At 75.1% G+C, this 22,536-nt stretch carries 17 protein-coding genes; 11 read left to right on the plus strand and 6 right to left on the minus strand.

Annotation, left to right across the window (positions count from 1 at the left end; all coding sequences use genetic code 11):
• The first annotated feature begins 32 nt into the window (after positions 1-32).
• Entirely contained in the window at positions 33-3,032 is a 3,000-nt protein-coding gene (leuS, locus tag JN535_RS14115; RefSeq protein ID WP_205206170.1) for a leucine--tRNA ligase, read from the plus strand.
• 74 nt (positions 3,033-3,106) lie between these two features.
• Here the strand turns inward: leuS and JN535_RS14120 are convergent, their stop codons facing one another.
• Positions 3,107-4,993 carry a helicase HerA-like domain-containing protein gene (locus JN535_RS14120; protein WP_205206171.1) on the minus strand — a complete coding sequence of 629 codons (1,887 nt, stop codon included), beginning with the start codon at positions 4,991-4,993 and terminating at the stop codon, positions 3,107-3,109.
• A gap of 84 nt (positions 4,994-5,077) precedes the next feature.
• On the opposite strand from JN535_RS14120, the gene JN535_RS14125 reads away from it, so the two are divergent.
• The 5 genes from JN535_RS14125 (at position 5,078) to holA (ending at position 11,115) form a co-directional block, all read left to right on the plus strand.
• On the plus strand, positions 5,078-5,956 hold the full coding sequence (locus JN535_RS14125) for a DegV family protein (RefSeq protein WP_205206172.1): 879 nt from the start codon (positions 5,078-5,080) through the stop codon (positions 5,954-5,956).
• 125 nt (positions 5,957-6,081) lie between these two features.
• Positions 6,082-7,344, plus strand: coding sequence for a ComEA family DNA-binding protein (locus JN535_RS21600; protein WP_307868732.1), 1,263 nt, complete (start codon positions 6,082-6,084; stop codon positions 7,342-7,344).
• Positions 7,341-9,038 carry a ComEC/Rec2 family competence protein gene (locus tag JN535_RS14135; RefSeq protein ID WP_205206173.1) on the plus strand — a complete coding sequence of 566 codons (1,698 nt, stop codon included), beginning with the start codon at positions 7,341-7,343 and terminating at the stop codon, positions 9,036-9,038. The genes JN535_RS21600 and JN535_RS14135 overlap by 4 nt, the downstream gene beginning before the upstream one ends.
• A complete protein-coding gene (locus JN535_RS14140) occupies positions 9,026-9,967 on the plus strand; it encodes a ComEC/Rec2 family competence protein (protein ID WP_307868734.1) in 942 nt (313 codons plus the stop codon). Before JN535_RS14135 ends, JN535_RS14140 begins: the two co-directional genes overlap by 13 nt.
• A gap of 137 nt (positions 9,968-10,104) precedes the next feature.
• The gene (holA, locus tag JN535_RS14145) at positions 10,105-11,115 is read left to right on the plus strand and encodes a DNA polymerase III subunit delta (protein ID WP_205206175.1); all 1,011 of its coding nucleotides are present in this window, start codon (positions 10,105-10,107) and stop codon (positions 11,113-11,115) included.
• A gap of 175 nt (positions 11,116-11,290) precedes the next feature.
• Here holA and rpsT read toward each other — a convergent pair whose 3' ends face one another.
• The 4 genes from rpsT to JN535_RS14165 all read right to left on the minus strand — a co-directional run bounded on the left by rpsT (position 11,291) and on the right by JN535_RS14165 (position 13,768).
• Entirely contained in the window at positions 11,291-11,551 is a 261-nt protein-coding gene (rpsT, locus tag JN535_RS14150) for a 30S ribosomal protein S20 (RefSeq protein ID WP_205206176.1), read from the minus strand.
• 240 nt (positions 11,552-11,791) lie between these two features.
• The gene (locus JN535_RS14155; protein ID WP_205206177.1) at positions 11,792-12,421 is read right to left on the minus strand and encodes a type II toxin-antitoxin system PemK/MazF family toxin; all 630 of its coding nucleotides are present in this window, start codon (positions 12,419-12,421) and stop codon (positions 11,792-11,794) included.
• Positions 12,422-12,453: 32 nt separating this feature from the next.
• Positions 12,454-13,158 (minus strand): maleylpyruvate isomerase family mycothiol-dependent enzyme, encoded by a 705-nt coding sequence (locus JN535_RS14160; protein ID WP_205206178.1) that lies wholly within the window; start codon positions 13,156-13,158, stop codon positions 12,454-12,456.
• A gap of 31 nt (positions 13,159-13,189) precedes the next feature.
• Positions 13,190-13,768: a type 1 glutamine amidotransferase domain-containing protein gene (locus JN535_RS14165; protein WP_205206179.1), complete on the minus strand. Its 579-nt coding sequence runs from the start codon at positions 13,766-13,768 to the stop codon at positions 13,190-13,192.
• 202 nt (positions 13,769-13,970) lie between these two features.
• Between JN535_RS14165 and lepA the strand changes: the two genes are divergently transcribed.
• The 5 genes from lepA to JN535_RS14190 all read left to right on the plus strand — a co-directional run bounded on the left by lepA (position 13,971) and on the right by JN535_RS14190 (position 21,580).
• Positions 13,971-15,863: a translation elongation factor 4 gene (gene lepA, locus JN535_RS14170; protein ID WP_275892236.1), complete on the plus strand. Its 1,893-nt coding sequence runs from the start codon at positions 13,971-13,973 to the stop codon at positions 15,861-15,863.
• A complete protein-coding gene (gene hemW, locus JN535_RS14175; RefSeq protein ID WP_205206180.1) occupies positions 15,860-17,197 on the plus strand; it encodes a radical SAM family heme chaperone HemW in 1,338 nt (445 codons plus the stop codon). The genes lepA and hemW overlap by 4 nt, the downstream gene beginning before the upstream one ends.
• A complete protein-coding gene (locus JN535_RS14180; protein ID WP_205206181.1) occupies positions 17,194-19,314 on the plus strand; it encodes an acyltransferase family protein in 2,121 nt (706 codons plus the stop codon). Before hemW ends, JN535_RS14180 begins: the two co-directional genes overlap by 4 nt.
• A gap of 215 nt (positions 19,315-19,529) precedes the next feature.
• A complete protein-coding gene (locus tag JN535_RS14185) occupies positions 19,530-20,453 on the plus strand; it encodes a hypothetical protein (RefSeq protein WP_205206182.1) in 924 nt (307 codons plus the stop codon).
• 119 nt (positions 20,454-20,572) lie between these two features.
• The gene (locus tag JN535_RS14190; protein WP_205206183.1) at positions 20,573-21,580 is read left to right on the plus strand and encodes a hypothetical protein; all 1,008 of its coding nucleotides are present in this window, start codon (positions 20,573-20,575) and stop codon (positions 21,578-21,580) included.
• An 82-nt stretch (positions 21,581-21,662) separates the two neighbouring features.
• Here the strand turns inward: JN535_RS14190 and JN535_RS14195 are convergent, their stop codons facing one another.
• Positions 21,663-22,526: a DUF3097 domain-containing protein gene (locus JN535_RS14195; protein WP_205206184.1), complete on the minus strand. Its 864-nt coding sequence runs from the start codon at positions 22,524-22,526 to the stop codon at positions 21,663-21,665.
• Between the last annotated feature and the right edge of the window lie 10 nt (positions 22,527-22,536).

The raw sequence follows: 22,536 nt of genomic DNA on the forward strand, positions 1-22,536 counted from the left end.
CGGGTCGCTCGCCGGCCGGTAAACTCGGCCGGGTGACCACGCCTGACACCGCCTCGATCCCGCACGCCCCGGACGCCCCCGCCGCGGGCGGGCCCGCCCACCGCTACACGCCGGCGCTCGCGGAGCAGATCGAGCTCAAGTGGCAGGAGCTCTGGGAGCAGCGCGGCACGTTCTGGGCGGCGAACCCCACGGGCGACCTCACGGACGGCGAGGGCAAGGGCCCCGAGGGCGCGAGCCCGTACTTCATCATGGACATGTTCCCGTACCCGTCGGGCGCGGGCCTGCACGTGGGGCACCCCCTCGGGTACATCGCGACGGACGTCGTGGGCCGGTTCCGGCGCATGCGCGGCGAGAACGTGCTGCACGCCCTCGGCTACGACGCGTTCGGCCTGCCCGCCGAGCAGTACGCGGTGCAGACGGGGCAGCACCCGCGCGTGACCACCGAGGCGAACATCGCCAACATGCGTCGGCAGCTGCGCCGCCTCGGGCTGGCGCACGACTCGCGCCGCACGTTCGCGACGATCGACCCCGAGTACGTGCGCTGGACGCAGTGGATCTTCCTGCAGATCTTCGACGCCTGGTACGACCCCGAGGCGCTGCGCCCCGACGGCGGTCGTGGCCGCGCACGCCGCATCGCCGAGCTCGAGGCCGAGCTCGCGTCGGGTGCGCGCCCGGTGCCGGGCGGTGTCGACGGCGTCGAGGAGGGCGCGGACTGGGCGACGCTCACGCCCCAGCAGCGCCGCGCCGTCGTCGACTCCCAGCGCCTCGCGTACGTGGACGAGTCGCCCGTGAACTGGGCACCCGGTCTGGGCACGGTCCTCGCGAACGAGGAGGTCACGGCGGACGGCCGCTCCGAGCGCGGGAACTTCCCCGTGTTCCAGCGCAGCCTGCGGCAGTGGAAGATGCGCATCACCGCGTACGCGGACCGCCTCGCGGACGACCTGGACCTCATCGACTGGCCCGAGAAGGTCACGGCGATGCAGCGCAACTGGATCGGCCGCAGCGAGGGCGCGCTCGTGCGGTTCGCCGTGCTGGGCACGCCCGACGGCGCGAACGATGCCGCTGCCGAGTCCGGCGGCGAGATCGAGGTCTTCACGACGCGCCCCGACACGCTGTTCGGCGCGACGTTCATGGTCGTCTCGCCCGAGCACCCGCTGCTCGACGAGGTGCCGGCGCACTGGCCGGACGGCACGTCGAGCGCGTGGACGGGCGGCCACCGGTCGCCGGTCGAGGCGGTCGCCGCCTACCGTCGCGAGGCCGCCGCGAAGACGGCGGTGGAGCGCCAGGCCGACGCGGGCAAGAAGACGGGCGTCTTCACCGGGCACCTCGCGGTGAACCCGGTGAACGGCCAGGCGATCCCCGTCTTCACCGCGGACTACGTGCTCATGGGCTACGGCACGGGCGCGATCATGGCCGTCCCCGGCGGCGACGAGCGCGACTTCGCGTTCGCCGAGGCGTTCGGGCTGCCGGTCCTGCGCACGGTCGAGCCCGCGGGCGGCCTGCCGGAGGACTTCACGGGCCCGTACACGGGCGACGGCGTCGTCGTCGGCTCGGCCAACGACGAGATCTCGCTCGACGGGCTCGACGTGCCCGAGGCGAAGCGCCGCATCACCGAGTGGCTCGTGCGCAAGGGCATCGGCGAGGGCACCACGACGTACCGCCTGCGCGACTGGCTGTTCAGCCGCCAGCGCTACTGGGGCGAGCCGTTCCCCATCGTGTGGGACGAGAACGACCAGCCCGTCGCGATCCCCGACGCGCTGCTGCCCGTCGACCTGCCCGACGTGCCCGACTACGCGCCGCGCACGTTCGACCCGGACGACGCCGACTCGTCGCCCGAGGCGCCGCTGGGCCGTAACGACGAGTGGGTCAACGTCACCCTCGACCTCGGCGACGGGCCCAAGCAGTACCGCCGCGACACGAACACGATGCCCAACTGGGCCGGGTCGTGCTGGTACTACCTGCGCTACCTCGACCCGCGCTGGGACGGCCGCGACCAGGACGCGGTGGTCGACGCGGAGCTCGAGCGCTACTGGATGGGCCCGGAGCACAACCCGAGCGCGGGCCGCGCCGGGGGCGTGGACCTGTACGTGGGCGGCGTCGAGCATGCCGTCCTGCACCTGCTGTACGCGCGCTTCTGGCACAAGGTCCTCTACGACCTGGGCCACGTGTCGAGCGTCGAGCCGTTCCACAAGCTCTTCAACCAGGGCTACGTCCAGGCGTACGCGTTCACCGACGCGCGCGGCCAGTACGTGCCGGCCGCCGAGGTCACGGAGGAGCCCGCGTCCGACGGGTCGGGCGAGGTCGTGTACCGCTGGAACGGCGAGGTCGTGCAGCGCGAGTACGGCAAGATGGGCAAGTCGCTCAAGAACGTCGTCACGCCCGACGAGATGTACGCCGAGTACGGCGCCGACACCTTCCGCGTCTACGAGATGTCGATGGGCCCGCTGGACCTGTCGCGCCCGTGGGAGACGCGCGCCGTCGTCGGCTCGCAGCGGTTCCTGCAGCGTCTGTGGCGCAACGTCGTCTCCGAGGAGACGGGCGAGGTGACGGTCGTCGACGAGCCGGCGTCGCCCGAGACGCTGCGCGCCGTCCACCGCGCGATCGCCGACGTCCGCGTCGAGATGGAGCACATGCGCCCCAACACGGCCATCGCGAAGCTCATCACGCTGAACAACCACCTCACGTCGCTCGACCGCGTGCCGCGCGAGGCCGTCGAGCCGCTCGTGCTCATGACGGCGCCCGTCGCGCCGCACATCGCCGAGGAGCTGTGGGAGCGCCTCGGCCACGAGCGCTCGCTCGCGCACGAGCCGTTCCCGACGGCCGACGAACGCTACCTCGTCGAGGACACCGTGACGTGCATCGTGCAGGTCAAGGGCAAGGTGCGCGGCCGGCTCGAGGTGCCGCCGTCGATCTCGGAGGAGGACCTCACGGCCGCCGCGCTCGCCGAGCCGAACGTCGTGCGCGCGATCGACGGCGCCGAGGTCCGCAAGGTCATCGTCCGCGCCCCGAAGCTGGTCAACGTCGTCGTCTGACGCCCGGTCCCCGCCGAGTGCACGTGAAGGAGGACCGGCTCGGGCGTGACTCTCCCATGCTCGGCGGGTCGGGGTCAGCGGCGGCGGGTGCCGAAGATGGTGCGGGTGAGCTCGCGGCCGAGCTGGGTGCCGGCGGAGCGGAGGAACGAGTCGAGCGGGTTCGACGACCGCGACCTGGACGACCCGGACGCCGACCCCGAGCGGCTCTTCGCCGCGTCGCGCTCGAGCTTGGCGCGCATCTTCTCGAGCTCGGCCTGCTCCTTCTTCGCCGCGCGCTCGGCCTCCTTGGCCGCCTCCTTGGCGGCCTTCTCCTGCGCCGCGGCCTCTGCGGCCGCCGCCTCAGCCGCGGCGCGCGCCGCAGCCTGCTCCTGCACGCGCACCTGGAGCAGCTCGAACGCCGACTCGTTGTCGACCGCCGTCCCGTAGCGCGCGAACCCGGGCGACGCCGCGACGATCCCCTCGAGCACGGACGCGGGCGCCGGCTCCATCGACGACTGCGGGGCCCGGACACGGGTCCACGCGACCGGGGTCGGAGCGCCCTTCTCCGTCAGCACCGTGACGACGGCCTCGCCGGTCCCGAGCGACTGGAGGAGCCGTTCGAGGTCGTACGGTGACGTCGGGTAGGTGCGCACGGCGGCACGCAGGGCCGCGGCGTCGTCGGGCGTGAACGCGCGCAGCGCGTGCTGGACGCGGTTGCCGAGCTGGGCGAGCACGTCCGCGGGCACGTCCTTGGGGCTCTGCGTCACGAAGAACACGCCGACACCCTTGGACCGCACGAGGCGCACCGTCTGCACGACCTGCTGCAGGAACTCCTTCGACGCGCCGGTGAAGAGCAGGTGCGCCTCGTCGAAGAAGAACACGAGCCGCGGCTTCTCGGGGTCCCCGACCTCGGGCAGCTCCTGGAACAGGTCGGCGAGCAGCCACATGAGGAACGTCGAGAAGAGCGCGGGGCGATCCTGCACCGCGGGCAGCTCGAGCGCGGAGATCACGCCGCGGCCGTCGGAGGCGGTGCGCAGCAGGTCCGATGTCGCGAACGCGGGCTCTCCGAAGAACACGTCCGCGCCCTGCGCCTGGAGCGCGACGATCTCGCGCAGGATGACGCCGGCGGTCGCGCTCGAGACCCCGCCGATGCCCTTGAGCTCCACCTTGCCCTCGTCCGACGTGAGGTAGGCGATCGTCGACTGGAGGTCCTTGAGGTCGAGCAGCGCGAGCCCCTGGGAGTCGGCCCAGTGGAAGATCAGCCCGAGGCTCGACTCCTGCGTCTCGTTGAGCCCGAGCACCTTGGACAGCAGCAGCGGGCCGAAGTCGGTGACGGTGGTGCGGACGGGCACGCCGGTCCCGAGCCCGCCCAGGGTGTACAGCTCGACCGGGAAGGTCGTCGCGGCCCAGTCCTGCCCGATCGACGCGGTGCGCTCGAGGATCTTCTCGTTCGTCTCGCCGGGGACGGCGAGCCCCGACAGGTCGCCCTTGACGTCCGCCAGGAACACGGGCACGCCGGCGGCCGACAGCCCTTCCGCCATGCCCTGCAGCGTCTTCGTCTTCCCGGTCCCGGTCGCGCCCGCGACGAGCCCGTGCCGGTTGAGCATGCTCAGGGCGAAGCCCACCTGCACGTCGGCGCGCGGCGTCGGGTCGGAGCCCGCCTCGCCCTCGAGCAGCGCGCCGAGCGCGAGCGTGCCGCCGCGGTACGCGTAGCCGGCCGCCACCTCGGCGGCGTAGCCCTCGAGCGGCCCGGTGCCCGACGGCGCAGCCTCCTCCGGTGCGCCGCTCACCTCCGTCGGCCCGCTGCTGGCATCCCCCTCGGCTCTGCCCCGAGCCGCGCTCTCCCTCACGGCGGCCTCCGCCGCCTCCAGGGCGGCCTGCGCCGCGGCTGCCTTGGCCTCGGCCGCCTCCGCGGCCGCCTGCGCGGCAGCCGCACGCAGGGCGGCGAGCTCGGACGGGGACTGTGCGGCGTCGTCGGCCATGCTCGGATCGTAGGGGCGGCACCGCAGGGGCGCAGCCGGGCCGGGATGCGCGACCGCCCGCGCGCGCCGTAAGGTGGCGCGGCCATGACCGACCACCGCGTGCACGTCGTCACCGACTCGACGGCGTCCCTCCCGCCCGTCCCCGACGCGCGGCTCCGCTCCGTCCCGCTGCACGTGATCGTCGACGACGTGTCCTCCCTCGAAGGAGTGGGCCTCACCACCGAGGACGTGGCCGCGCACCTCCAGGCCGGTCGCCGGGTCACGACCTCGCAGCCGACGCCGCGTGCCTTCGCCGAGGCGTACGCCGAGGCCGCCGCCGCGGGGGCGCGGGAGATCGTCTCCGTCCACCTCTCGGGCGAGCTGTCGGGCACGGTGCACGCGGCCGCGCTCGCGGCGGCGGACGCACCGGTCCCGGTCCGGGTCGTGGACTCCCGGACCGTCGCGATGGGCCTGGGCTTCGCGGCGCAGGCCGCCGCCCGCGCCGCGGCCGCCGGGGCGGACGCGGACGCCGTCGCCCGTCGCGCCATCGAGGTCGCCGACGCGAGCCGTGCCGTCTTCCTGGTCGACTCGTTGGACCACCTCCGTCGTGGCGGACGCCTCAGCGCCGCCTCGGCCGCGCTGGGAACCGTGCTCGGGGTGCGGCCGCTGCTCGCCGTGCGCGACGGCAGGATCGAGGTCGTCCAGAAGGTCCGGACCAAGGCGGCGGCGGTCGAGCGACTGACGACCGTCGCGGTCGAGTCCGCGGGACGCCGCGCATTCCCGGCGCTCGCAGTCCACCATGTCGGGGACGACGACGGCGCGCACCGGCTCGCGTCCGAGCTCACCGAGCGCACGTCGCTGGACGTCGTGGTGACGCCCGTGAGCGCGGTGCTCGGAGCGCACGTCGGGCCCGGCGTGCTGGCCGTCGTCGTCGCGGAGCTCGCCGACCGGGGGTCGGGCGTCGGGAGTCTGACGACGCCCTGAGTGGCGGTCGACGCGCCCTCCGCTGCGTGTCGTGGCCGTGCACAGGCCCGTTCGACGACGGCCCCGCCCACAGGGAGGCCGACACCCGCTCCCGGCCCCGTGCGTCCCTCCGTACGGTGCGCGACGTGAGCACACCTCGTCCAGAGCCGCGTCAGCACGCCCGTCCCGGTCGCGACCCCGCCCGGGAGGGGGCGGTCGTCCGGCAGCGCCTGCGCGCCGTGACCTCGACCGGGCGGCCCGCGCTCGCCTGGCAACCGGCGACCGCGGCGCTGCCCCGGGTCGGGCCGCTGGACGTCGCCCGACCGGGCGACGACGGCTTCCCGTGGCCGGACGGTCCGGGTGGGCAGAGACCCGATCCCGCGGACGGCAGCGAGACGCCCGACCTCGTGGAGGCCGTCCGTACGTCCCGGCGCGACCGCGTCGAGGTGCGCGGCCGCGCGGCAGACCTCGAGCCGGTCGACGAGCGGGACGGCTGGCTCCCGCCCCGTCCCGCAGAGCACGACGACCCGGTCGCGGCCCGTCTCGACGGCCCGGATGCGGAGGGCACGATACCCGCTGCCGGTCCCGACGACGAGGCGGCGCGCCCGCGGCACCGGGCGGCACGGACCGCCTCGACCGCCTACACCGCGGCGTACGGACACCCGACGTCCCACTCGGGCTTCGACCCGCTCGGCGAGGAGGGCCGTCGCCGGTGGGCGATGCGTCCCCGGGTCGCGGTCGCGGCGCTGGCCGTCGTGCTCCTTCTCGCTGCCGGGGTCGTGCTGCTCCGCTCCCCGGCCGACGGTGTCGAACCGGTCGCCCGGGTCGGTGGGGCGCAGGCCGACGGCGCCACGACGGCCACGGGCGACGGCGCGACCGCTCCGGCGGACGGGAGCGCCGTCGACACCGGTGCCACCGGGGACGCGACGGGGCCCGGGGGCGGGGGAGCGGACCCCGGCACGGGTGCGGCGCCGTCGGGCGGGGTGGTCGTGCACGTCGTGGGACAGGTCGCCGCCCCGGGGCTCGTGACGGTCGCCGCCGACGCGCGCGTCGCGGACGCGCTCGAGGCCGCCGGTGGGGCGACCGCCGAGGCCGACCTCGCGGCCCTCAACCTCGCGCGGACGGTGACCGACGGTGAGCAGATCCTCGTCCCGCGCCCGGGCGAGGCGGTCCCCGCAGCGGGGACCGCACCCGCGGGTGCGGGGAGCGCGACCGACGCCACGGTAGACCTCAACGCCGCCGACGCCGCGACCCTGGACGCGCTGCCCGGCATCGGGCCCGTGCTGGCCGAGCGCATCGTCGCGTGGCGCGAGGAGAACGGTCCGTTCACGGCGGTCGAGGAGCTCGGCGAGGTGAGCGGCATCGGGCCGGCCGTGCTCGCCGACGTGCGCGACCTCGTCCGTGTATGACGGACCTGCGGCTCGTCCCGGCGGCGCTCGCGGCCTGGGGGACGGCGTTCCTCGCGGTCGGCACGGTACCGACCGCGGCCCTGCGCGGTGCATCGCTCGCCGTGGTGCTGCTGGGGGTCGTGCTCGGCGGAGTGCTGCTCGGCGTGCGACGAGCCCGCCACGGGACGCCGTCGGACGCGGTCGGGCCCGTCGAGCTGGGCATGACCGCACGCGCGCTGGGACAGGTCTCCCTGGTGGTCGCGTGCGTCGCGGCGGTGCTCCTGTCCGCCGGCGCGCAGCTCGCCGATCGGCAGGCGCTCGCCGACCTGGCCCGCCAGGGCGCCACGGCGACGGTGACCGCGACCGTGCGCTCGGCCGTCGTGCCGAGGTCGAACCCGTGGTCGGGCGCCACCGATCGCCACGAGGTACGCGTCTCCCTGCACGACCTCACCGCGCGTGGCGTGACGACCGCCGCGGCGGGCACCGTCGTCGTCACGGGGGCCGGCGACGGCTGGAAAGATCTCCCGTACGGGGCGTCCGTCGCGGTGGCGGGCCGGCTCGCCGTCCAGGGCGACCGGACGATGCTCCGGACCGAGGGCCCGCCGCGTGTCGTCGAGCCACCGGGTGCGTTCCTGCGCGGCGTGCACGCCATGCGGCGTGGCCTGCTCGACGCCACGGACGCGCTGAGCCCGCAGGCCCGCGGTCTCGTCCCGGGCGTCGCGATCGGTGACACCTCGCGGCTCGACCCCGCCCTGGACGAGGCGATGCGGACGACGTCGCTCACCCACGTCACGGCGGTGTCCGGCGGTCACTTCGCGATCGTCGTGGCGTGCGTCGCGGCCCTGTGCGTCCTGGTCCGTGCCCCGCGGGCGCTGCGCGTGGTCGTGACGGGCGCGGCGATGGTCGGGTTCGTCGTGCTCGTGCACCCGGAGCCGAGCGTGCTGCGAGCGGCGGCGATGGGCGTCGTCGGGGTGGTCGGGATCGCGCTCGGGAGACCGTCGCGCGCGGTCGCCGCCCTGGGGGCGGGAGTCGTCGTGCTGCTCGTCGTCGATCCCTGGCTCGCCCGCTCGTACGGCTTCGTGCTCTCCGTCGCGGCGACGGCAGGCCTCGCGCTCCTCACCGCGCCCCTGGCCGGCCGGCTCGCGCCGTGGACCGGGCGGACCGCGGCGCACGTGGTCGCGGTGCCCGTCGCCGCGCAGGCCGCGTGCGCCCCGGTCCTCGTCCTGCTCGACCCGAGCGTGAGCACCTGGTCCGTCCCCGCCAACCTGCTCGCGGCCCCGGCGCTCGGCCCTGCGACGGTCCTGGGAGTCCTCGCCACCCTCGTCGCGCCGTGGTGGCCGGGCGCAGCGACGGCGCTCGCGTGGGCCGCCGGGTTCTTCACGGGGTGGATCGCGGGCGTCGCCGAGGCGTTCGCCGGCCTGCCGGGCGCGCGGCTGCCCTGGCCCGGGGGCGTCGGCGGACTGGTCCTGCTCGCGCTCGGGACGGCGGCCGTGCTCGGCGTCGTGCTCCGCTCGCGCGCGCTGCGCGACGCGGGGGAGCGGCGCGCCCTGCGCGCCACGTCGTCGCCCCCGCCGCGCGACCGGGTCGCGCGGGCGGTCCGCACCGCCCGGCGCCGGTGGTCCGGTGCGTGTGGGGGCGCTCGCGGTGGCCCGGTGCAGCACCGCGGCGCGCCGGCCCGTCCCGAGGGCAGGTCGCCACAGCCGTGCTCCTGGTGATCGTGACCGTGCTCGTCGTCGCCCTCGTGCGGCCGCTCCTGGTGACCGGCGGCGCGGTGCCGCACGACTGGGCGGTGGTCGCGTGCGACGTCGGCCAGGGCGACGCCCTCGCGGTGCGGTCCGGGCCCCGCTCGGCGGTGGTGGTCGACGTCGGTCCACCCGGCGCCGCCGCCGGCGGATGCCTCGACCGCCTCGGCGTCGACCGGGTCGACCTCCTCGTGCTCAGCCACTTCCACGCCGACCACGTGGGCGGTCTCGACGCCGTGCTGCGCGGCCGGACGGTCGCGCGCGCCCTCGTGACCGCGACGGCCGACCCTCCGGAGCAGGCCGAGCGCACGCTCGCCGCGCTCACGGACGCGGGCGTCCCGGTCCAGGTGGCGCAGCCGGGCGCCACCGGCGGCCTGGGTGGTCCCGACGGCATGGGCGGCGGCGAGGACCGCGGCGCGTCCGCAGACCTCGGCGCCGGAGGCGTGCGGTGGGAGGTCCTCCAGGCCGGGGTGGGCGGCGGGCCGCCGAGCGCACCCCGCCCGAGCGCGGGACGTGCCGCCGCGGAGTCCGACGGCGGCGCGAACGACGCGAGCGTGGCGCTCCTCCTGCACGTGGCGGGGATGGACGTCGTCGCGCTGGGCGACCTGGAGGACGCGGGCCAGGCTGCGCTCGCCCGGACCCTCGCGCAGCGCGGGTCCGGTCCCGTGGACGTCGTCAAGGTCGCGCACCACGGCTCGGCGACGCAGTCCGACCGCCTGGCCCGGCTGCTCTCGCCGACGGTCGCGCTCGTCAGCTCGGGCGAGAACACCTACGGGCACCCCACGGACCGCGCTCTCGATCTCTACCGGGGCGTGGGCGCCACGGTGCTGCGGACCGACACCTGCGGCACGTTCGCCCTCGTCGTGCGCGACGGCGTGCTCGCCGCAGCGGGGTGCGGCTGACGCGGGACGGCACGTTCCAGACCGGAGCGCGCCCGGCGGGCCGCGGGCGGGCGTCGTGGCGGAGGGCGCGGCGGAGCACGTGGTCCAGGGCGCGGCGAGGTTCCGTCGCGGTGGGCGGCTCGTGGCAGGCTGGTGCCATGCCCGCGCCGACCCGCACCTCCCGTCCCTCCGCCGGCCCGTCGCTCGCGTGGGACGACGTGCGGCTCGCGCCGGTCGTGCTCGTGCAGGGCCCCGAGTCGCTCCTGGCCGAGCGCGCCGTGGACGCGATCGTCGGGCTCGCGCGCGAGCGCGACCCGCAGGTCGAGAAGGTCACGATGGAGGGGTCGACCTACCAGGCGGGCATGCTCACGGTCGCCGCGAGCCCGTCGCTGTTCGGCGAGGCCAAGGTCGTGGTCATCGAGGGGGCGGAGGCGGCGACCGACGCGCTCGTCGCCGACGTCGTCGACTACGTCCCCCTCGCCGACCCGGAGACGACCGTCGTCGTCGTGCATGGCGGCGGCGTGCGCGGCAAGCGCATGCTCGACGCGATCAAGGCGAGCGGGGCGCCCGTGGTCGCGGTCGAGGCGATCAAGAAGGACTCCGACAAGACCGCGTTCGTCACCGCCGAGTTCCGGCGCGCGCGCCGACGCATCGACGCGTCGGGCGTGCGCGCGCTCGTGGAGGCTGTCGGCAACGACCTGCGCGAGCTCGCCGCCGCGTGCAGCCAGCTCCTCACCGACACGGACGGCACCGTGAGCGAGGCGGTCGTGGACCGGTACTACGGGGGCAGGATCGAGGCGACGGGGTTCCGCGTCGCGGACGCCGCCGTCGCCGGGAACGCCGGGGAGGCCGTCGCGCTCCTGCGCCACGCGCTCGCGACCGGGGCCGATCCTGTGCCGCTCGTCGCCGCGCTCGCGATGAAGCTCCGTGCGCTCGCCAAGGTCGGCGCGATGCGTGGCCGCGGCGGCGTGGCGGCCAAGGACCTCGGTCTGGCGCCCTGGCAGGTCGACCGCGCGCGCCGCGAGCTCGCGGGCTGGACGCCGGAGGGCCTGGCGACGGCGATCAGCGCGGTCGCGCAGGCCGACGCCGAGGTCAAGGGCGCCGGCCGGGACCCGGTGTTCGCCGTCGAGCGCGCGGTCCTGACGATCGCGCGGGCCCACGGTCGCTGAGGCGCGTCCGACGTCGGACCTCGGTTCTCCCCTCGACGCGCCACGGTTCTCCCTCGGCGGGTCGGGGCCGGACGCACGAAGGGCGTCGACCCGGGTGGGTCGGCGCCCTTCGTGGGAAGCCTGTGCGGCCGTCGTGACGTCCAGCGTGTCACGCCGACGCGGGCGAACCGTGCGCTCAGAGAGCGTTGACGGCCTTCGCGATGGCCGACTTGCGGTTCGCGGCCTGGTTCGCGTGGATGACGCCCTTCGAGACGGCCTTGTCGAGCTTGCGCGACGCGGCCTGGAGCGCGGTGGTCGCCGCGTCCTTGTCGCCCGCGGCGACGGCCTCGCGCACGCGGCGCACGTACGTCTTGAGCTCGGACTTGACCGCCTTGTTGCGCAGGCGAGCCTTCTCGTTCGTGCGGATGCGCTTGATCTGGGACTTGATGTTTGCCACGTGTGGACTCTCTGGTTCTGTTCGCCGGAGCGAGCGGATAGGTCGTAGAGGGCGGCTCCAGCTCCGGGACTGGGGTGGGGAACCCGTGGAGAGGTGCTGAAGCTGTGCCCGCCGACCTGGGCGGACACGCGACCAACAAGACTACCAGCGGACGGGGTCGGAACTCCAATCCGCGCGCTGGGGGTTCGCCGGCGCCCCCCGACCGCGCCCGCAGGCCCGGTCGCGCACGGTCCAGGACCCTCAGCGGTGCTGCGCGATCCCCGCGACGACGCGGTCGAAGACGTCCCGCCCCACGACGGCGCCCTCGCGCCGCACCGCGCCGGGGTCGACGCGGATCACGCGGTCGAGGCGGACCTCGCTGTCGCGGCCCTTGCCGTCCCACGGGCCGGACCCGATGTCGAGCCAGTGGCGACCCCACCGAGCCTCGTCGCGCGCGTCGCGCGAGTGGTCCTTGCTCGTGAGCATGACGCCCAGCAGCCAGGCGCCGTCCGACCCGACGAGCAGGACCGGCCGGTCCTTGCCCTGCGTGTGGTCCTCCTCGTAGGGCACCCAGGTCCAGACGATCTCCCCGGGGTCCGGGTCGCCGTCGAGCCGGGGCGCGTACCGGGCACGCACCGCGCCCTCGTAGTCGCCGGGATATGAGCCGCGACCCGTGCCGTGTGCCGTGGCGCGGCCGGTCGCACCCGGCCGGGCGGGCGCCGTCGGGCGCGGGCCGGGGCGTGGGGAGGGTGTGCGCTCGCGCCCCGGGGCACGGGTCGCCGCGGTGCCTGCTCGCGAGCCGTCCTGCGAGTCCTGCGACGAGCGCGTGAGCCCGGAGACGACGGCGCGTGCCGCGTCGGTGAGAAGTCCCAGCCATCGGTTGCGTGCCACGCGCGCACCCTACCGGGCGCGCGGCGAGGCGGTCAGGGCGTGATGCGCTCGGCGAGCGCGGCGGCGAGGGCCCCGGCGTCGCCGTCGACGACGACGCCCGCCGCGTCGGGCGTGAGCCGCCCCCACAGGGCGAGCGCGAGCTCGCGCGCGGGCGCGGACGCCGTCGCGACCGGGTCACCGCCGCCGAGGACCCACGACCGACCGGCGTCGGTCGCCCGGAGCGCGAGCGGTCGGGCGAGCGGCGCCATGCGTTCCAGCCGGACCTGGCGCGGCTGCAGGACCGTGACGACCTCGTCCACCGTGTCCGCCCAGACGGCGGGCTCGACGTCGTCCACCGTGGAGCCCCCGGCGGCGCGCAGGTCGTGCAGGTGCACGAGCGTCTCGTGGGCCTGCCGACGGTGCCAGAAGCGCACGGTCGAGCCCGGGTCGTCCGTCTCGAGCAGGGTCCACGCCCGCGCGTCCGGGTCGAGCCCGGCGAGCGTCGTGCGCAGCTCCGCGGCCTGCTCCGCGTAGAACGGGGCGAGGTCGAACGGCCCCCGGCCGAGCGGGGTCTCCTGACGGCGCCGGGCCTGCCCGGCCGCCCAGTGGTGGATCCGACCCAGGTGCTCGACGAGGTTGCGCACCCGCCACCGCCCGCACGCCGGGACGGGAGCGCGCGGGTCGGCCTCGGGGACGCCCGCGAGGAAGGCGTCCTGGAGGTGGGACAGGAGCGTGAGGTGGTCGAGGGCGTCGTCCATGGCGGGAGTATGCCCGCGCACGACCGCCGCGTCAGCCCTCGAGGACGGCGTCCACCTCGCGCAGGAAGTCGTCGAGGTCGCCGGGGTTGCGCGACGTGACGAGCGTGTAGCCCTCGTCGTCCCGCACGACCGACCGGTCGACCCAGGCCCCGCCCGCGTTGAGCACGTCGGTCTCGAGCGACGGGTAGCTCGTCAGCGTCTTGCCCTCGACCGCCGCCGCCTCGACGAGCGCCCAGGGGCCGTGGCAGATCGCCGCGACCGGCTTGCCCGCCGCCGTGAACGCGCGCACGAGGCTCACGGCGTCGTCCTGCAGGCGCAGCGCGTCGGCGTTGATCGTGCCGCCGGGGACGAGCAGCAGGTCGTACTCGGCGGGGTCGGCGTCGGCGTGCGTGAGCGTCGGGGTCACGGTGCGGCCAGGATCCTTGTCGTCCACCAGGGTCTGCACGTCGTCGGCGGACACGGCGGCGACGTCCACCTCCACCCCCTCGCCGCGCAGGTGGTCGAGCGGGACCACGAGCTCGTCCTGCTCGACGCCGTAGTTCGTCACGATCGCCAGCACGCGACGGCCACCGGGGCGGCCGGAGGTCCGGTGCGCGGTGTCCTGGGCCATGAGCGCTCCTCTCGTCACCGGGCGGCCCGGTGCCGCCGGGACCTCCAACGTAGGTCGGCGCGGGGTGCCTCGCAGGGCGGGGCGGGTGCGCTGCGCGGGACGTGGGACAATGGACGTTCCCGCCCGCCCGAGAGCGACCGTCGGCGCGCCCGCCTCGAGCGCGCGGCCCGACCCGCACGCCACTCCCAGGAGCGCACCCGCGTTGTCCCCGATCCCCAGCGCCCAGCTGAGCACCCGCATCCAGCCCGCGGCCACGCCGCCCGAGCTGATCCGGAACTTCTGCATCATCGCGCACATCGACCACGGCAAGTCGACGCTGGCCGACCGCATGCTGCAGCTCACCGGTGTCGTCGAGCCGCGCGCCATGCGCGCCCAGTACCTCGACCGCATGGACATCGAGCGCGAGCGCGGCATCACGATCAAGTCGCAGGCCGTCCGCATGCCGTGGGCGGTCGAGCAGGACGGGGTCGAGACCCCGCACGCGCTGAACATGATCGACACGCCGGGGCACGTCGACTTCACGTACGAGGTCTCGCGCTCGCTCGCGGCGTGCGAGGGCGCCGTGCTGCTCGTCGACGCCGCGCAGGGCATCGAGGCGCAGACGCTCGCGAACCTCTACCTCGCGATGGAGAACGAGCTCGAGATCATCCCGGTGCTCAACAAGATCGACCTGCCGGCCGCGCAGCCCGAGAAGTACGCCGAAGAGCTCGCGAACCTGGTCGGTGGCGACCCGGACGACGTGCTCAAGGTCTCCGGCAAGACGGGCGCGGGCGTCGAGGCACTGCTCGACCGCATCGTCGAGCGCGTGCCGGCCCCCGTGGGCGACGCCGACGCGCCGGCGCGCGCGATGATCTTCGACTCCGTCTACGACACCTACCGCGGCGTCGTGACGTACGTGCGCGTCGTCGACGGCAACCTCAACCCGCGCGAGCGCATCCTCATGATGTCGACGCGCGCGACGCACGAGCTGCTCGAGATCGGCGTCATCTCGCCCGAGCCGATCGTCACCAAGGGCCTCGGCGTCGGCGAGGTCGGCTACCTCATCACGGGCGTGAAGGACGTGCGCCAGTCCAAGGTCGGCGACACGGTGACCAACGCGGCCAAGCCCGCGGAGGAGGCGCTCGGCGGCTACTCCGACCCCAAGCCCATGGTCTTCTCGGGCCTGTACCCGATCGACGGCACCGACTACCCGGTGCTGCGCGACGCGCTGGACAAGCTCAAGCTCAACGACGCCGCGCTCAACTACGAGCCCGAGACGTCGGTCGCGCTGGGCTTCGGGTTCCGCGTCGGGTTCCTCGGCCTCCTGCACCTGGAGATCGTGCGCGAGCGGCTCGAGCGCGAGTTCGACCTCGACCTCATCTCGACCGCGCCGAACGTCGTCTACGACGTGACGCTCGAGGACGGGACGACCGTCAAGGTGACCAACCCGTCGGAGTTCCCCGGGGGCAAGATCAAGCAGGTCAGCGAGCCCGTCGTGCGTGCGACCATCCTCGCGCCGAGCGAGTTCGTCGGCACCGTCATGGGCCTGTGCAACGATCGCCGCGGGCAGATGCTCGGCATGGACTACCTGTCCGAGGACCGCGTGGAGCTGCGCTTCACGCTCCCGCTCGCCGAGATCGTGTTCGACTTCTTCGACCAGCTGAAGTCCCGCACGCGCGGCTACGCCTCGCTCGACTACGAGCCCTCGGGCGACCAGGTCGCGGACCTCGTCAAGGTCGACATCCTGCTCCAGGGCGAGCAGGTGGACGCGTTCAGCGCGATCGTGCACAAGGACAAGGCGTACGACTACGGCGTGATGATGACCGCCAAGCTCAAGGAGATCATCCCGCGCCAGCAGTTCGAGGTGCCGATCCAGGCGGCCGTCGGCGCGCGCGTCATCGCGCGCGAGACCGTGCGCGCGATGCGCAAGGACGTCCTCGCCAAGTGCTACGGCGGCGACATCAGCCGCAAGCGCAAGCTGCTCGAGAAGCAGAAGGAGGGCAAGAAGCGCATGAAGAACATCGGGTCCGTCGAGGTCCCGAAGGACGCCTTCATCGCCGCGCTCTCCTCCGACGCCGCGGGCGGCAAGGACGCCAAGGACAAGTCCAAGAAGTGAGCCCGGCCCTGCCCGACGGCGAGCCGGTCCCGCCCGACGGCTCGCTCCCCGCGTGGGTCGCGGCGGGCGGGGCGGCCGTGGACGGCGAGGGCGCGTCGGGCCCGACGGCGTCGCGCGGGTTCGGCGTCTACCTGCACGTCCCGTTCTGCTCGGTCCGGTGCGGCTACTGCGACTTCAACACCTACACGGCGTCCGAGCTCGGCGGGGGCGCGAGCCAGGCGTCCTACGCGAGCACGGCGCTGCGCGAGATCGACCTCGCGGCGCGCGTCCTGCGCGACGCCGGGCTGCCCGAGCGGCCGGTGTCGACCGTCTTCGTCGGCGGCGGCACGCCCACGCTGCTGCCCGCCGACGACCTCGCCCGTCTGCTCCACGGCGTGCGCGACGCGTGGGGTCTCGCGCCCGACGCCGAGGTGACGACCGAGGCCAACCCCGACTCGGTGACGCCGGAGTCCCTCGCGAAGCTCGCGGAGGCCGGGTTCACGCGCGTCTCGTTCGGCATGCAGTCGGCCGTCCCGCACGTCCTCGCGACGCTCGAGCGCACGCACGACCCGCGCCGCATCCCCGACGTCGTGCGCTGGGCGCGAGACGCGGGCCTCCAGGTCTCGCTCGACCTCATCTACGGCACGCCGGGGGAGAGCCTGGACGACTGGCGCGCGAGCCTGGACGCCGCGCTCGCGACCGGCGTCGACCACGTGTCGGCCTACGCGCTGGTGGTCGAGGCGGGCACCAAGATGGCCGCCCAGGTGCGCCGCGGCGAGGTGGCGCTGCCGAGCGAGGACGACCAGGCGACGAAGTACGAGCTCGCCGACGAGCTGCTCACCGCCGCCGGGCTCACCTGGTACGAGGTGAGCAACTGGGCCCGCACCGACGACGACCGGTGCCGTCACAACCTCGCGTACTGGCGGGGGGACGACTGGTGGGGGATCGGTCCCGGCGCGCACTCGTACGTCGCTGCGCCCGGAGCCCTGCGCGCGGACCCGTCCGTGAGCGACGACACGGGCGCGTCGGTCCAGGACGCGAGGGTCGGCGTGCGATGGTGGAACGTGAAGCACCCGCGCCGGTACGCGGCGCTGCTCGAGGCGGGCACGAGCCCCGCCGCAGGACGCGAGCTCCTCACGCGGGACGAGGGCCGGCTCGAGCAGGCGATGCTCGGCGTGCGGCTGCACGAGGGTCTCGAGCTCGCGGTCCTGTCCCCGGCCGGACGGCGCGCCGTCGCCGGGCTCGTCGCGAACGGGCTCCTCGACGGCCGCGCGGCGATCGCGGGACGTGCGGTGCTCACCCTGCGGGGACGGTTGCTGGCAGACACGGTGGTACGGGAGATCACGGACGAGTGACGACGACCCACGAGGCATCTCGACCCGGGACGACCCCTGCGGGGGCCGGCCGCCCGACGCTCGAGGCACCTCGCGTGGTCGGGCACGTGCGCGCCCCGTCGTCGGGTCGCCGACCGGGCCGCCCGAGCGTGCGCTACCGGCGCATGCCGGGCCTGGACGGCTTGCGCGCGCTCGCCGTGGCGGTCGTGGTGGCGTTCCACCTCGCTCCCGCCACCTTCCCGGGCGGGTACGTCGGGGTCGACGTCTTCTTCGTGCTCTCGGGCTTCCTCATCACGACCCTCCTCGTGCGCGAGCACCGCGACCGGCACCGCGTGGGGCTGCGGTCCTTCTGGGTACGCCGTGCGCGCCGCCTGCTGCCCGCGCTCGGGCTGGTCGTGGCGGTGTGCACGGCGGCCGCGGCGGTCGTCGGGGGCGACGTCCTCGTCGGCATCGGGTCCCAGCTCCTCGGCGCCGCGACGTTCACGAGCAACTGGGTCGACGTCGCGAGCGGTGCGACGTACTCGGGGGCGCTCCTTCCGCACCTCTTCGGCAACCTGTGGTCGCTCGCCGTGGAGGAGCAGTTCTACCTGCTGTGGCCGCTCGTCGTCGTGCTGCTGTGCGTCGCGCGGCCCCTGCGCCGTAGGGCGCCGTGGGTCGTCGCCGGCCTGGGGCTGGCGTCCGCGGCCCTCATGGTGCTGCTCTACGCGCCCGGCGCCGATCCGACGCGCGTCTACGTCGGTACCGACACCCACCTCTTCGCGCTCATGGCCGGGGCCGCGCTCGCGTTCTGGCACGTGCGCCCCGTCCAGCGGCCGGACGGCGACGCCGGGTCCGGCGCCGACGCGCACGCCCTCCTGCCGGGCGGGCCGCGCGTGCGCACGCCGGGCGGCCGGCTCGCCGTCCTCGTCGCCGGCGTGGTGGGCGCGGTCGTGCTCGGGGTCGCTGTCGCGACGATGCGCTGGGACGATGCCCTCGCCTACCGCGGCGGTCTGCTCGTGTGCGCCGTCGCCGCGACCGCGGTGCTCAACGCCGTCGTGTGCCTGCCGGGGGTCGGCACGCAGCTCGACCGCGGCCCGCTCGGCTGGGTCGGACGACGGTCGTACGGGCTCTACCTGTGGCACTGGCCCGTGCTCGTGCTGGCCGCAGCCTCGCTCGGGACCGTGGTCGGTCCCGTCCCGCCGGGCACGGTGCACCCGGTGGTCGTCGTCGTGACGCTCGCCGTGACGGTCGTCGCGGCCACCCTGTCGTTCCGGTACGTCGAGCGGCCCGTCCTGCGGCGCGGGCTGCGCGGCTCGGCGCACGACCTCGCGCGTCGGCTCCAGCCGACGCCCGACGGCGCCGGTCCGCGCGTCCTCACCCGCCGCGGCTGGGCGCTCGCGGCGTCGTGCGCGCTCGTCGTCGGCCTGTCCGCCGCCGGGGTCGTCAACGCGCCCGCCACGACGAGCGTGGCGCAGCAGATCGCGGCGGGGGAGCAGGCCGCGCGGGCGACGCAGGCCGCGTCCGACGCTCCGGCGGAGGCCGCGCCGGAGGCGGGCGCCCCTGAGCAGGCGGCACCGCAGGACGGAGCAGGGTCGGACCCGGCCGCCTCATCTGCACCGAGCCCCGAGCCCGACGAGGCGCCGGACCCGCCGGCCGCCGTCCCGACGGGCGACCAGGTCACCGTCGTCGGCGACTCGGTGACGCTCGCGAGCGCGCCCGCGCTCCTGTCCGCGCTCCCGGGCGCCTACGTCGACGGCGCGGTCTCGCGCCAGGTCAAGGACGGACCGGCGGCGCTCGCCGCCGCGCGCGACGCGGGCGCGCTGCGGCCCTACGTCGTCGTCTCCCTCGGGACGAACAGCACCGCGAGCGCGGCGGCGATGGACGAGCTGCTCGCCGCGATCGGACCGGACCACCGGGTCGTGCTCGTCACCGGGTACGCCGACAGGCCCTGGGTCCCGGGCACCAACGCCGAGATCGTCGCCGCCGCGGGCCGGCATCCCGGCGTGGTCGTCGCGGACTGGTCGGCCGCGGTCGCCGCGGACCCGTCCGTGCTCGGACCGGACGGCGTGCATCCCACGGACGCCGGCACGAGGACGTACACGGCGGTCGTCGTCGACGGCCTGACCCGCGCGGCGGCGTCGGGCTCCGCGACCCGCTGACTCGTCCGCGGCCGTCGTGCCGCGCCCCGCCCCGCCCGGGCCGAGGCACCGGGTGACTTCTGCCGTGCGGACCGGCGCGCCCGGCGTTTCCTCTCGCGCCGTCGTCGGAATCCCGACAAGGTGGTGCACGACCGCGAAATGTGCGATCGACACACGACGTCCACATCCGGCGCGGGGCGGCTCGGCCGTGGCCCGTCGACCGACCGAGGAGACCCATGAGCGAGAGCACCGCCGGCGGAGCGCCGCGCGACGAGAACGAGCCGCAGCTCCCGTCGGACACCGCCCCGGCGTCCGAGAACCCGTACGCGGCGGCCGAGCCGTCGGTCCCGCCGGCGGGCGCCTACCCGCCGCCCGCGGGGCCGCCACCCGGGCAGGCCTACAGCCAGCAGCCGCCCGGGCAGCCGCCATCCGGGCAGCCCGGTTACCCGCCGCCGGCCGCGCCGTACGGGCAGCCGGGGTACCCGGGACAGACGGTCCAGGTCCAGGACGCGTTCTCCTACGGCTGGAACAGGTTCACGCAGAACGTCGGGGTCATCCTCGGTGGCGTCCTCACGTACGTCGCCGTGCTCGCCGGCCTGTCGGTCGCGTTCTGGGCGATCCTCGTCGGGACGGCGCAGACGACCGTCGACCCGGTCACGGGTGAGGTCAGCACCGCCGGCGGGGTCGCGTTCGGGTTCGGGACGTTCGTGTTCGTCGCGGTCCTCGTCGTGCTCGGGTTCCTCGTCCAGGCCGCGGTGGTCAACGTGTCGCTCCTGGTCACCCGGGGCAAGAAGCTCGAGTACGCGGACTTCTTCCGGTACCCGAACCTCGGCACGGTGATCCTCGCCGCCCTGCTCATCGGGCTCGCGACGGGCGTGCTGGCCATCACGATCGTCGGACCGATCGTCTTCGTCTTCTTCGCCCAGTTCACGCTGTTCTACGTCATCGACAAGAAGCTCGGCGTCTTCGACGCGCTCAAGGCGAGCTTCACCGTCGTGAGCAGGAATCTCGGCACCGTCGTGCTGCTGTTCCTCGGCGTGTACCTCGCGCAGCTCGTCGGGACGCTCCTGTGCTACGTCGGCCTGCTCGTCGCGCTGCCCGTCGCCCAGATCGCGACGGCCTACGTGTACCGCCGCCTCAACGCCGGGCAGCCCGTCTGAGGAGGGTGGGCGCCGCGGTGCTCGCCGCGCGCCCAGTCCTCTGAGCAGCCAGGATAGGACCGAGCACGTCGAGGACGCGTGCTGCCCGCAGCACGTGACGACGAGGAACGAGGTGCACGATGACGGACCCCACGAACCCGGGCGGCCAGCCGCCCCGCGACGACGAGCCGACGCCGACGGACGGCCCCGGCGCCCCGGGGCAGCCCGCGGGACCGCCGACCGGTCCTGGCCCCGCGACGCCCGCGGGCGACGTCCCGTCCGCCTCGCCGTACGGCCCGGGCGACGCGACACCGCAGGACCCGGCCGCCCCGCCGTCGGGGCCACCCGCCTGGGGTGCGCCGCAGGGCCCGGCCGCCCCGCCGCCGGGCGCCTACCCGCCCCCGTCCGGCGCCTACCCTCCGCCTCCGGGATCCTTCCCGCAGTCCGCGGGCGGCTACGGCGGCCAGCCCGGGTACAGCGGACCCGCGTTCGCCGTGGGTGAGGCGATCTCCTACGGCTGGCGCAAGGTCACGTCGAACCTCGGGCCGTGGATCCTCGTCGCGCTCATCTTCATCGCGGTGAACGTCGCGTGGAGCTGGATCACGGGCGGGTTCGACCGGTTCCAGGACCAGTACGACTTCACGGACACGAACTTCGCCGCCGTGAGCGGCATCACGTTCGCGAGCATCCTGCTCGGGCTCGTCGGCACCGTCATCGGCTACCTCATCACCGCGTTCTTCACGCGCGGCGCGCTCGAGGAGGTGGACGGGCGCCGCCCCGACGTCGCGGCGTTCTTCCGCATCGGCAACGTCGTCAACGTGCTGCTCGCGGCCCTGATCGTCGGCATCCTGTCCTACATCGGGCTCTTCCTGTGCATCCTGCCCGGCCTCGCGGTGCTGCTCTTCTCCGTGTTCGTCTACTACGTCGCGCTCGACCAGGGCGTCGACGCGATCACGGCGGTCCGGACGAGCTTCTCGCTCGTGGCCAAGAACTTCGGCCAGGTGTTCCTGCTGATGCTCGCGCTCTTCGGCATCAACATCCTCGGCGCGATCCCGTGCGGCCTCGGCCTGTTCGTCACGATCCCGCTGAGCTACGTCGCCGTGGGCTTCGCCTACCGCCGCCTCACCGGGGGCGTGCCGGCCGCCTGACGGCCGGTCGTCGTCGCCCGTCCACCACGCCCCGGTGCCGCCCGTCGGTGCCGGGGCGCGGTGCGTCCTGGCCCGGGGGAGGTCAGGGCGCCGTGACGAAGTCGATGAGCTCCTCGACGCGACCGAGCAGGGACGGCTCGAGGTCGGCGTACGTGCGCACGGTGCCGAGGATGCGCTGCCACGCGCGGCCGACGTCCTCGGCGGACTCCGCGGGCCAGCCCAGCTCGCGCAGGACGCCGCGCTTCCACTCGGTGCCCCGCTCGATCACGGGCCAGCGCTCCAGGCCGATGCGCGCGGGCTTCACGGCCTGCCACACGTCGACGTACGGGTGCCCGAGCACGAGCACGGTGCCCGCCGGGGAGCGGCGCAGCGCCTCGTCGGCGATCCGCCGCTCCTTGCTCCCGGGGACGAGGTGGTCCACGAGCACACCTACCCGGCGCTGCGGCGTCGGGCCGAAGTCCGCGAGCGCCGCCGCGAGGTCGTCGACGCCGTGCAGGGGCTCGACGACGACCCCCTCGACACGCAGGTCGTGGCCCCACACCTTCTCGACGAGCTCCGCGTCGTGCTTGCCCTCGACCCAGATGCGGCTGCCGCGGGCCACGCGCGCCCGCTGCCCGACGACGGCCCGCGAGCCGGACGCGGTGCGCGCGGGCGCGACCGGGGCACGGGACGTGACGGGCGCGGTGAGCTCGACCGGCTCGCCGTCGACCCAGAACCCGGGCCCGAGCGGGAACGCCCGGGTGCGGCCGGCGCGGTCCTCGAGCACGACCACGTGCATGCCGCCCGACTTCTCGACCCGGACGACGGCGCCGACCCAGCCCGTCTGCACCTCCTCGACCACGAGCCCGCGCTCCGCGGGCTGCGGTCGGGACACGGGTCGTGCGCGGTGGTGGGAGGGGGCGGCGGTGCCGCCGAGGACGTCGGAGCCGTAGCGGTCGAAGGACACGGCGTCACCC

The organism is Cellulosimicrobium cellulans (assembly GCF_016921195.1).
Taxonomy (GTDB): Bacteria; Actinomycetota; Actinomycetes; order Actinomycetales; family Cellulomonadaceae; genus Cellulosimicrobium; species Cellulosimicrobium cellulans_F.